The sequence below is a fragment of the Lutibacter sp. A80 genome (assembly GCF_022429645.1).
Classification (GTDB): Bacteria; Bacteroidota; Bacteroidia; order Flavobacteriales; family Flavobacteriaceae; genus Lutibacter.
In genome coordinates, this window is record NZ_CP092480.1 from 2,529,121 (window position 1) to 2,541,504 (window position 12,384).

Here is a 12,384-nt window from a genome sequence, read left to right on the forward strand (position 1 = left end):
TATATCCCTAAATTAATCGTCTAAATCTTTTCTATTTTTTGCTTTGTAATACACAAAATATGCCAATGCAACAAGTACTACAAAAGGTAAATAAGTTCCTATAACTACACCTATTTCATAACTACCATCAGGTGCATTGTTCATTTTTTCTTCAATATCAACTTGTTGAATTAAAAAAAGTAGTGTTGCTAATTTCATTATTTTTTAAATTTTTGAAGTGCTTTTTTGGTAAAATCTGATAAAACAAGTTTTCCACTTATTTCGGCACGTTTATCTAATAAAACATCCCAATTTTCAGTACCTTCCCATAATACTTTTTTCATCTCTTTTAAGGCATCTGGGTTGTAAGAAGCCAATTTTAGAGCTAAATATTCTACTTCTTTATCTAATTCAGAAATAGTATCAAATACTTTTGCATACAATCCTTTATCTTTTGCCCAATACGCATTTTTCCAGCCTGTAGCATCTATTGTTAATTCGCTTAATGCAGCTAGGCCAATTTTACGTTCTACCGCTGGCGCAATTACAAACGGACCTATACCAATGGTTAATTCCGATAATTTAATAGCGGCTTGCTCTGTGGCTAAACAATAATCACATGCAGCAGCTAAACCAACACCTCCGCCAACAGTTTTACCTTGCACACGTCCAATTATTAATTTAGAACATTTTCGCATTGCATTTAATACGTTTGCAAATCCTAAAAAGAATTTTTTTCCCTCTTCTAAATTAGTAATTGCAACCAATTCATCAAATGAAGCACCTGCGCAAAAAGCTTTTTCTTTTTCGCTTTTTAATATTATTACATGCACATCATTATCAACACTTAATTCGTTAAAAGCTTTCGCTAAACGCTCTAATAATTCACTTGGAAAAGAATTACTTGCTTCATGAAAAAATTCAATTGTTGCAATATTATTTTGAATATGTGTGTATAAACTTCCGTTACTCATAGTATACAAAGTTACGTGTTTTTATATAAATATTTTCTTTTAAACTTAACAACTAATATACCAGACCTTAATAGCATCCAAACTGTAAAAGCCATCCATATAGCGTAGAGTTTTAAATTGAAATAATCTCCAATTAACAATGTTGGTACAAAGCCTAAAAAGGTAGCCACCAAAAGTAAATTTCTAAGTGTTACAGCTTCTGCTAAACCTTTAAATATTCCGTCAAAAACAAAAGCAACAGCATTAATAGGCTGCATTAAAAGCACTATCCAAAAAATGTTGTAAAATGCATCTAACACTTCTTGTTCTTTAGAAAATACAACTCCAATTTGTGTATAAAATATGCCACAAAGAGCCGTTAATATTAACGCTACAATTATTGAATATTTACTAAGCCTACCGCTTAACTCCCATAATTTAGGATAATTTTTTTCTCCTAATAATTTTCCAGAAACTATATTACCAACACTTGCATATCCATCAATAAAAAAGGCAAAAAACAACCAAATTTGAAACGCAATAGTTTGTGCTGCTATGTATTGATTTCCGTATTTTGTTGCATATGAATTTGCTAAATACAAGGCTACATTTAAAGCTATAGCTCTTATTATTAGGTTAAAACTTATTAAAAGTAAATTTTTAATTTCTTTATTAAACGGGAATTTTAATTTATAGCTAAATGGTGTCTTTTTTAATAATAAAATAAGTGCTAAAAGCGCCATAACAGCTTGCGCTATTACACTTGCCCAAGCAGCTCCTACTACATTCATAGGGTCAATAAAACCTTCAACACCATACACTAAAACAATATCTAAAATAACATTTAAAATTGCCCCAACAATACTTATTACCATTGGCCAAAACGTGTTTTGTAATCCTCTAAAAACACCAAAGGCTGAAAATACAAAAAGCGTAAGAGGAAATCCAAGAGCCCTAATTTTATAATAGTCTACTGCATAATTTAAAATTAAACCTTCTGCATTGTACAGTTGAAAAATTTGATTGACAAAAAACAGTGTAACTATATAAATAAAAATACTTAAACTTAAGTTTATAGCTATAATTTGAGCGGGTAATGTAGCAATTTCATCTAATTTTTTAGCTCCTAAATATTTACTAACAATGGCTGAAATTGCGGATCTAGTTTGTGCTAAAATCCAAACCAATGCAGAAATAAACGACCCTGCAATACCAACTGCTGCCAATGCTTCTGTTGGATTTAAATTAATGTTTCCTACAATTGCAGTATCTGTTATAGATAATAGCGGTTCAGCAATTCCAGATATTATTGCTGGAATTGCTAATTTATTAATACCCTTAAAAGTAATGTTAGATTCTTTATACATTTAAAATTTTCTCGTAACAATAAAATGGAAATTTACTCTGATTTGGAAAATAAATTTCCTCTAATTTAATATAACCTCGTTTTTTATAAAATTTCTGATTTCTAGCATTTTGACTAAACGTATCTAATCTAATTGAATGAAACCCTTTTTTTAAAGCATAATCTTCGGCAAAACACATTAATTTTTGCGCATAGCCTTTACCTTGAAATATTGGATCTACCGCTAAGCGATGCACATATAAATTATACTTATTTTCTGTTAACCATTTTACCGACTTATATTCAATATCTTCAATTGTTGTAAGTACAATTATACCAATAATTGTATTGTTTTCTGTTAATTTCCACAATTGTTGAAGTGCAATATCTTTATCTAATACTTCTAGTGAAGGGTATATATCATTCCATTGAAAAATACCGTTTTCAATCATTGACGCAGCACAGCTTTTTGTAATAAAATAACAAGCTTCTAAATCGTTTTGTGTTGCTTTTTCAATATGCATTATTTTGTTAAAATAAATTCTATACTTTTTGCTACAACCTCAGCTAAATGTGTTGGCATTTTAGGTGCCGTATAAGGTTCTGAACAACCTAACGGATGGTTCATTTCATCAATTATAAAAAGTGTACTTTTAGGATTCCATTTATGTAAATTTTCAGCTTCAATAGGAGGAACAACTTCATCTTTTTTCCCCTGAATAATTAAATGCGGAATGGTTAATTTTTCTACAGCCTTTTTAATTGTTAAACGTGCTTCATTTTCTTTAAAGTTGGTATAAAACTGAAAATAATGTGGCATTTGCTGTTTTGTTCTGGAGTTTTCGATATATGATACTCCTTCTTTTTCCCAGTGCTGAAGAATTTTTTCATCCTTAGGGAAACGTGCTCCAAAATCTGAAACACCAGCCCAAGAAATAACTTTAGAAATTTGTTTATTTTCTGAAGCTTTTAAAGTTACAATACCTCCACCTCTAGAGTGTCCTATTAGCGTTATATTATTTGGATCTATCTCTTCTTTATAATCTGGATTTGTTACAATCCAATTTACTATATCTTCTAAATCGTCTAATTCTGTAATGAAATTATTATGTCCAAAAGCTTCTAAATCTGGAAAATTAATCGGGTTTTCTACTGTTCCACCATTATGTGAAAAATTAAATTTTAGAAAAAACAAATTAGCTTTCACAAATTCAGGAGCTGCTAAATTCCACGCTCCCCAATCTTTAAAACCTTTATAACCGTGGCAAAAAATTACAATTGGTTTTTGTATGTTATTTTTTGTGTAAAATACATCCGTTAAAATTGGTTTGTTATGCTTTGAACTTTTAACTTGTATATTTGTTTTTGTAATCATTTTGTATGTTTTAAAATGGTAAATCTTCGTTTTGAATAAATGGTATTTCAGGATTTAAAATTTCTTTAATAATATTTTTAGTTTCAACCATAAACTCTTGTATTCTTTCTTCTGAAACGAGTGTATCAACACCTCTATATTTTTCAGAAAAATTCATTTTTAAAAACCCTGCATTTAAATTTTTAAATGAAATTATGCCACTTTCTAATTTATCTATATTTGTACTAGCAGCATACATAAACGAATATAACATTACTTGCATGGCTTTTGTATATTTATAATCTTCACTAATCACACTAAAATCGTGTACTTTTAATTGACTTGCTTCTACTTTTCCGGTTTTATAATCTATAATTCTTACACAGCCATTTAGTTCGTCTACTCTATCAACAATTCCCTTTAAGTTTATTGGAAAATCTAGACTTTCAATAGGTATTTTACAATTTAAATTTGCTTCTAAAGCAATTATTTTTAATCGATTTCCCTTAGTTATAAGTTGTAATTCTTGCTTTAAAAACCGGTTGATATGATTTTTACAAACTTCAAATATTAATTTATTTTTTCCTGTTTCTATATTTCCTTTTTTGTAATGTTTTTCAAAGAATTTAATTAACAAAGGTTCAATTTTTTGTTGCATTTGAACTATGTTTTCCTTTAAAACAAAAGCACCGATAAATGGTGTGTATAATTGCTCTAAAACATCATGAATTACAGATCCCATGGTATTTGCAGCAATGGTTTCTTCAACTTCATCATCGTCTCTAATTCCCAAAACTTTTTGCTCGTAAAAACTAATTGGGTTGTAAATATAAGTTGCCAAAGCCGACGGGGAAATTCCTTTTTCAAAAACCGCTTTTAATTTTTCTATTATTTCTGGTGTTTTTTTAATTTGAAGTAAAACTTCTTCGTGTTTTTGAACTTTTGGATTTATTATTGTTTTTTTAATTTTTGGATTATTAATTTCTAATTGCGTTAAAAACCTACTCTTCTCTCCTGCTCCATAACCATCGGTTTCTGTATTATAAATTAAGTATACATTTTTTGCACGCTGTAACAAGCGTTGAAAATGATAAGAGAAAATGGCATCTTTTTCTTGATATGTTGGCATTTTAAAATACTTTTTCACATCAAAAGGTAGAAATGAATTTTCATTTTTACTTCCTGGTAAAATACCTTCATTTACAGAAGTTACTATAATGGTTTCAAAATCTAAAGCTCTGGTTTCTAACATTCCCATTAATTGCAATCCCTTTAATGGTTCGCCTTGAAAAGAAAGTTTTTCGTGACTTAACAGTTGGTTATAAAATAATGTAAGTGTTTTTAAATTTGAAATATAATTATACGATTTATTTAAGGTTTCTAACTGTTTAAAAACAGTATAAAAACGGTATAAATATTCTTTATCTACACCATCTACATAATTTTTAAGCAATATTATTAAGTTGCTACATTGTTTTATAATGGTATTTACACTATTTGAAAAAGTAAACAATTGCAATACATTTTGCAGTTGTTCTTTTTCTGATTTAGAAATACAATTTTCTATCATTTTTTTTGATAAAAAAATAGTATTCTCACTTTTAAGTTTTGCAATTATTTTTTGAATTGTAGTTCCATGTAGTTTGTTTAAAAATGGATCATTTAAGAGATTTAAGACATCTTTATAGTAAAACTGTAATTGTAGCTGTTTATTAAATTTTTGTTGATTTAAATGTAGTTTAAATAGTTTTTCAAATAAGTTTGACAAGGGAATATCTTTTAAAGGGTATCCCATTGTAATATTTATATTTTTAACACTATTTGGCAACGAATTAAGCGCCAATGCCAATAAATTTTCATCTGCTAAAACCAGTGCAGTATTTTGATGATTTTGTAATTTAGATAATAATTCACCCGCGTATTTAATTTGAGTAATATTTTTTGGAGCTCCAACAAATTCAATATTTTTTTCTTCAAAATTAGTTGCGTCTACCCATAAAAAAGGCGCTGTTTTATAATAATCCCATTCTTTTTTATACTTTCTTAAAAAAATACCTGCTTCGTTAGAATTATTAAATAAGTTTGAATTTGAATCCCAATAAATTGAAGCTAAATTATTATTTAATAATTCCTGAAAAATAATTTCCTCAGCTTTATTTAAAGCATTAAAACCCGCAAAAACAATATGTTTATCATTATTATTTTCTATATAATGCTCTAAATTAGCTACAGCTTCTCTATAAATTAAACCTTGATAACCAAATTTGTTTACTTTCAGTCTTTTATACAACGAATTATATAATTTGTTCAAATGTTCAAAAAACTGAAGATAGTTTAGTGCTAGTTTACTAGGTGTTTTATCTTTAAACCAATACTCTATTTTTTTTACATCTTTTAAATTCGAAAAAAGATCTTTTGAATTGACCAAATAACTATCAATTTCATTAAAATCGTGTAATGCAATTGTTGCCCATTGAGAAAATGTTTCAAAAGGCTCAATTAAATCTTGTGGTAAATTTTCTTTATAAACACTATAAAATTCAAAAAGCAATTGTGTGGTATCAATTAAATTAATATCGGCTAACTCTTGAATATAATTTTCGATACTAATAATTTTTGGTGAAAAAGTACTTGAAACAGTACTGTCTACAATTTCTTTTTTTAAAAATACACAAGCACGCTGACTAGGTAAAACAAATACGCAGTTTTTAATAGTAAAATTTTTACTACTAACGTCTTTAACAACTTTTGAAATAAAAGAATCCATAATTTTTTATAAACTATAAAAGTACAAATGCCTTTTTAATTGAAATACTTTTTGAGCAATTAATGTAAAAATATTTAAAAGACTTTATACAGATTAGAAATCTAAACGAAACTAATAGCTGTTTCTTCTATACCCCATAGCGTTCTTTTAGTTTATCAAATAAGTAAGTGGTATTTGTTACACCAACAGCTTCTGCAATCTGTTTTTTAGTTGCAAAAGGATCCTCTGCTCTTAAATTGCGTGCTTTTTCTAAACGTGCTTCTTGTATTAATTGGTTAACTGTTTGTCCTAATACACTCTTAACTTTACGGTTTAGTGTGCTTCTGGAGACTTTCATATATTCTGAAATAGTATCCACAGTAAGTAGCGGTGAATTTAAATTATTGTTAATATAAGATGTAATTTTCATATTAAATTTATCGGCATATTCGTTTAAGTTTTTTAAAACTTCAGGTGAATTATCCTTATCAAATTCCGTTATATTTTTAAAAAGAGCAATAGCATTTTTAATATTAATTAAAAGTTCCTCTTCTAAAAAAGGTTTGTGTAAATAGCCATCAATTCCTAAACGTAGCATAGATAGTTTTCCTTGCTGATCTGTTCTTGCAGTAAGGACTAAAATAGGTGTTTTATTTTGTTGTTGTTTTAATTTTTTCACTAAAGTTTTCCCATCCATAACAGGCATCATATAATCTGTTAAAATAAGATCGAAATTATTGTTTTGAAGCACCTCAAGTGCCTCTTTTCCATTTTCAGCTTCAGTAATATCATAATTTTGCAAAACCTTTTTTAAATACTTCCTCATTAGTTCATGGTCATCTACTATAAGTATTTTTTGTTTTTTGTTTATAGAGCTTATGTTTGGTTGTTCTATAAACATAGTTTTTTTTATTTCAAAAATTTCAGGAGGTTTTATAGACGATTGATTAATAGTAGAATTCACAAATTCTTTAGGAATAGAAATTGTAAAACAAGTGCCATTTCCAAAACTGCTTTCTACAGCAATAGAAAATTGATGTGCGTTAACAATACTTTTTGTAAACGCTAAACCTATACCACTTCCTTGACTTTTGGTAATGTCATTTTTTACTTGATAAAAACGCTTAAAGATAGATTCGGTTTCTTCCTTACTAATGCCAATACCCGTATCTATAACATTAATAGTAATTCCTTCGTTGTTAAAAGAAGTGTTTATAGCAACGCTTCCGTTTGTAGGTGTAAATTTTAAGGCATTGCTAAGTAAATTAGTAATTGCTTTAGAAAATAGATCTTCATCTACTAAAATTGTTGTTTTTAAAGTCTTATTATTAAATGTAAACTCTATATTTTTTTTAGTAAAAAGACTTTGAAAATTAATGAAATGTTTTTCTAAAAACGAGTTTAAATCAACCGGTATCCTAATAAGTTGAAACTGATTATTATCCATTTTACTTAAATCCATAATACCATTAATAATATTTTGCATTTGTTGGCATTGTTCTTTAATAACAGCTGTTTTTTGTTTGTTTTCTTTATCAGATTCTTTAAAGTTTAATTGATTTGTATACCCTTGAATTAAGGTTAAAGGGGTACGTATTTCATGTGAAAGGTTTACAAAAAAATGTGATTTAAACTCAATCGATTCACGTAATTCTGCTTCTTGAACTTCTAATATCATTTTATCTGAAAGTACTTTGTCTTTTTCTAGTGCTAAAAGTTTTTCATTTTTTACATTGCTTTCTTTAAAATAATTAACCAAAAGGTGAATTACTAAGAAAATACATAAAGCCTCTAGAACTAGTAGTCTATCAACATAATCTGTTGGGTAAACAACAAAAAAGTAATAAGGTGTTAAAAACAATAAAAATCCGATGGTTAATATAAGGTATGATACACGTTTTTTTGAGTACAGCGTAAGAGAAATTGGTGATAATAGTAAAAAATAATATTCTAAGTAATTGCCTGGCGAAACAATAAGTGTAAAATAGATATTATTTATAATAAAGACACTTATAAAGAATATGCGAGCCCATTTAAAATGGTGATTCTTATTGATGAATATTATGATTATTAGTGAGCAAACAATAAAAAAGTAATTAAAAAATAATTTATAGTCAAAAAAATAAAAAGTAATAACATTCTGATTTATAGTCTCTTGAACTAAAGCAACAATTATTTCTAAAGCATAAAAAAACAGTATTAAATGTCCCCAAATTAAACAATAGGTATTTAATAAACGTATTCTTTTATTTACATTATTAGCATTGCTTTCTTGGGTTCCTAGACCTATTACAGTTTCGTATTTTTTTTTCATAAATCAACTAAATATTAGCAACTAACCAAAATTGGAAGTAATAGTTTATAACATAACCCACAACTTAAACCACCTAAATTTGATATACTTTCTTTGTAAATATATCTTTTTTTGAGGCAATGAATTAACCTTAAAAAGCATTTTAACTAAAATAGTTGGTTTTTACATTGTTAATTACAACAGTAACAATTTCTCAAAACAATTTATTTAGTGACATTTATACTAAAGATCATTACCTATTGAAAGTTACAATAAAGATAAAAAAGAATGTTTTTAAAACTCTCCCGCATATTGAGTTGCATACTCCATCGCTTTTTCTTTTGTCATAGCGGCTACTTTAGCATTGTCGGTACTAAAAAAGTCTACAATAGTTTCACCTTCAGCTTCATTTCTTTCTTTTTTCTCTCTAACCATCACTAAACTATTTTCATCATACATAAAAACCATTGACATTCTGTTGCGAAATACAGCTTTTTTTACTTTTTTAGCTACAGCTTCATCAAACACAAAATATGCAGGCATACCACCTTCTGTTAGGCTAAGTGTCATCATTTTTGTTGTGCCAGGTTCACCAATTGCTAAATATACTTCGGTTACCTCTTGCCCTAAACTCCCCATCTTATTTAATGAATAATATTTCCCGTTAAACTCATCACTTTTAGGAAAATAATCTTGTGCATTTGCATTTAAAGCACTAACCAATAATACGAGTAAGAATCCTTTTAATTTCATAATTTTTAATTTTAATTAGTTTGTATTTATATTCAATTTAAGTGTAAAATTTTAACTCATTTTAAGCTAAATAACACTCAAATGTATACTTTAATTATGTAATTATTTGGGCGTATAACTGCATTGACCCAAATAGTAGCTTTTTGAATCAAATGGTTATTTTTTGACTTAAATAGTCATTTTTTGAATGATGTAAAACCGTGTTTAGTACTAGTTTTGACCTGCCATAAAAAAGAAACAAACATCAATTTGAAAACAAAAAAATTAAACAAATGAAACAATTAATTTTAGCAGTTGTACTATTAATTACAACAGCAACACAAGCACAAAAAAGCTTTTTTGAAAACATTTCTGAAGAAGATACCTACAACCTATATTTAAAGGTGTCAAAAAAAGGAGATGGTACTTATAAGGCAGAAGAAAAAGGAAATTCTGTTAAATTTAAAAAAGAATATTTACCAACTGGAGAAGGTTATAAATTTTCTACTATTTTACAAGAAGGTTCAAAAAAAGGAGAAACTGAAATGACAGTTGATATTTCAGATGAAAAAATAGAGTGTACAGGGTATCCTTATGAGTCCGTTATAAGCGGTGAAGATTGGGGTTATCATTATTACTATGTCTCTATTGGTGATTATGTTTTTTCTCTTGACGGAGTTTCAACAAAATTTGCCACTTTTAAAGGTATTTCAGCTGTCTTCATTAAAGCAGGAGCAGCACCTGCAGAGGCTGATGTTGAGAAAAAGGAGAAAAAAACTAAAAAGAAGAACTCTTTTTTCGCAAAAATGAAAGCGTTGAAAAATGAAGCATTAGGTACTTTTGGACCTGAATATAAAGAATTCACAAATAAGAATCTAGATAAAATAATTACAGATTATTTAGTTGCCATGAAAGCAAAACAAGATGGTAGAACTGCAGCCCAAAAACAATCGGATGAAAACGTTGCACAACTAACTAAAGACAAAATAGCGAAAGAAAAAGCTGCAAGTGATGCATCATGGGCAGAAGCTAAAAAACACAACGATTCTGTAATGGCAACACCAGAGTGGCAAGAATTAGAAAGAAGAAAAAAATTGAATGAAGCAAATTACCAAGGTGCTCAAAAAGCAAATAAAGTAACACTTCGAAATACTGGCGGAAGCACTATTTATGTATGTCCACAAGGTATGGATACTCATGAAATAGAAATTTCTGCAGGCGGAACAGCTAAATGGGATTGTGATACTGATGGATACTTACAAGTTAATGGTAAAGCTACCAATGTAAAAGTGTACAGTAAAAATACAGGTTGTGGAAATACTATTAATATAAACTAAATAACATTAAACTTAAAATAGAATTTTATTTAATTATGAAGGTGAAACAGGGTTTATAAGTACCACCATTTAATTAAAAACAAAATTTTAGAGCAATATACGCCCCCACAATTAGTAGTATATGCAAAGTTGGATAATGAGTAAAACCATTATCCAACTATTTAAAATTAATAAATAAAAAAATCTCAGATCAACTTTTGACCTGAGATTTTAAAACTTATACAGTTTATAAGATAGAGCCGATAAAATCTATAAATAAAAATTACTATTTTTTATTTTATTAATTTAATATCAACTCTTCTGTTTGCTGCTCTACCAGCATTATACATATTGCTTTCTACAGGTTGTGTTTCTCCATAACCTTTTGCAGTTAAATTACTAGAAGGCACACCCTTAGATACTAAATAACTTTTTACAGCTTGTGCTCTTTCTTCAGATAATTTTAAGTTGTATTGATCATTTCCAATACTATCTGTATGACCAGAAATTGCAAATTTTGCTCTTGGATATTTCACTATAATTGCAATAGCTTCATTTAATTTTGCAATAGTTTCTGATTTAAAACTTGCTTTATTAGTTTCAAAATACACTGTTTTAAACAACTCTTCTAATCTTGCTATATCTTGAACAGTAACTTCAGGACAACCATTATTAGAAGCAACTCCTGCCACTTTTGGACAATCGTCATCTTTATCTAAAACGCCATCGTTATCAGTATCTGGCCAAGGACAACCCTTATTAGCTCTAGGTCCTGCAACATTAGGACAATTATCTCTAGAATCTACTATTCCATCATTATCAGAGTCTGGACAGCCATTATTTGCTTTTGTTCCTTTAACATTAGGACAAGCATCGTCTTTATCTGCAATACCATCTCCATCAGTATCAGGACAACCGTTTAGAGATTCTAAACCTGCAACATTAGGACAAGCATCTTTTGAATCTATAACGCCATCATTATCAGAATCTGGACATCCATTATATTCCATTAATCCGAATACTTCTGGACAAGCATCTACATCATCAAAAACACCGTCGTTATCAGAGTCTGTTCCACCAAACTTAATAACTACACCTAAAGAGTGTTGAAAATGTTGTACAATTTTACTTTCAAAAGCATGTTTATATTTAGATTCTAAATTAAGGCCAAAATTATCATTAAACCAAACGTTAAACCCTAAACCAGCGTTAAAGGTTCCTGTATCATAATCTCCCATCCAAATATAACCACCACCAATAGATGCATACGGATCAAACCAACCAGTTTGACCAAACGCATTATTTAAGTCGTATTTAACAGCTCCATCTAAAGCCAAGTAAGAAGTACTGCTTACGCTATTATCACCTACTTTTTTTATTCTATTTAAGGAACCAGCAGCTTCAATACTAAAACCATCTGTTAAATACCTACTAACCGTTACTTTTGAAATAGATGGAATTATATTATAATGGTCATCAATATTTACAAACTCTTCAAACCAAGTACCGTGCCCTGCTAATCCAGGATTAGTAGGATAAAAATCGATAGCATTTATTCCCACCCCTATTGAATAAGGATTATTTTTGTCTTGAGCATTTATGGATGCTAATCCAATAATTAACAACAAAGTTGTTAAAACAATTTTTCTTTTTTTCATGTTACTTT

General features: G+C 28.6%; 10 protein-coding genes. 1 reads left to right on the top strand and 9 read right to left on the bottom strand.

Going from position 1 to position 12,384, the window contains the following annotated elements:
- Positions 1–12: 12 nt before the first annotated feature.
- The 8 genes from MHL31_RS10355 to MHL31_RS10390 all read right to left on the bottom strand — a co-directional run bounded on the left by MHL31_RS10355 (position 13) and on the right by MHL31_RS10390 (position 9,423).
- Positions 13–198 carry a hypothetical protein gene (locus MHL31_RS10355; protein ID WP_240225881.1) on the bottom strand — a complete coding sequence of 62 codons (186 nt, stop codon included), beginning with the start codon at positions 196–198 and terminating at the stop codon, positions 13–15.
- The gene (locus tag MHL31_RS10360) at positions 198–953 is read right to left on the bottom strand and encodes an enoyl-CoA hydratase/isomerase family protein (protein ID WP_240225882.1); all 756 of its coding nucleotides are present in this window, start codon (positions 951–953) and stop codon (positions 198–200) included. Before MHL31_RS10360 ends, MHL31_RS10355 begins: the two co-directional genes overlap by 1 nt.
- Positions 954–964: 11 nt before the next feature.
- Positions 965–2,299 carry an MATE family efflux transporter gene (locus MHL31_RS10365; RefSeq protein WP_240225883.1) on the bottom strand — a complete coding sequence of 445 codons (1,335 nt, stop codon included), beginning with the start codon at positions 2,297–2,299 and terminating at the stop codon, positions 965–967.
- Positions 2,292–2,801 (bottom strand): GNAT family N-acetyltransferase, encoded by a 510-nt coding sequence (locus MHL31_RS10370; protein ID WP_240225884.1) that lies wholly within the window; start codon positions 2,799–2,801, stop codon positions 2,292–2,294. Before MHL31_RS10370 ends, MHL31_RS10365 begins: the two co-directional genes overlap by 8 nt.
- On the bottom strand, positions 2,801–3,652 hold the full coding sequence (locus MHL31_RS10375) for a S9 family peptidase (protein WP_240225885.1): 852 nt from the start codon (positions 3,650–3,652) through the stop codon (positions 2,801–2,803). The genes MHL31_RS10370 and MHL31_RS10375 overlap by 1 nt, the downstream gene beginning before the upstream one ends.
- A 10-nt stretch (positions 3,653–3,662) precedes the next feature.
- Positions 3,663–6,398, bottom strand: a complete 2,736-nt coding sequence (locus MHL31_RS10380; protein ID WP_240225886.1) for a PD-(D/E)XK nuclease family protein — start codon at positions 6,396–6,398, stop codon at positions 3,663–3,665.
- 127 nt (positions 6,399–6,525) lie between these two features.
- A complete protein-coding gene (locus MHL31_RS10385) occupies positions 6,526–8,691 on the bottom strand; it encodes a response regulator (RefSeq protein WP_240225887.1) in 2,166 nt (721 codons plus the stop codon).
- Positions 8,692–8,964: 273 nt separating this feature from the next.
- The gene (locus tag MHL31_RS10390; RefSeq protein WP_240225888.1) at positions 8,965–9,423 is read right to left on the bottom strand and encodes a hypothetical protein; all 459 of its coding nucleotides are present in this window, start codon (positions 9,421–9,423) and stop codon (positions 8,965–8,967) included.
- A gap of 272 nt (positions 9,424–9,695) precedes the next feature.
- Between MHL31_RS10390 and MHL31_RS10395 the strand changes: the two genes are divergently transcribed.
- Positions 9,696–10,739 (top strand): hypothetical protein, encoded by a 1,044-nt coding sequence (locus MHL31_RS10395; RefSeq protein WP_240225889.1) that lies wholly within the window; start codon positions 9,696–9,698, stop codon positions 10,737–10,739.
- Positions 10,740–11,011: 272 nt separating this feature from the next.
- On the opposite strand, the gene MHL31_RS10400 is transcribed toward MHL31_RS10395, so the two are convergent.
- A complete protein-coding gene (locus MHL31_RS10400; RefSeq protein WP_240225890.1) occupies positions 11,012–12,376 on the bottom strand; it encodes an OmpA family protein in 1,365 nt (454 codons plus the stop codon).
- Positions 12,377–12,384: the final 8 nt, after the last annotated feature.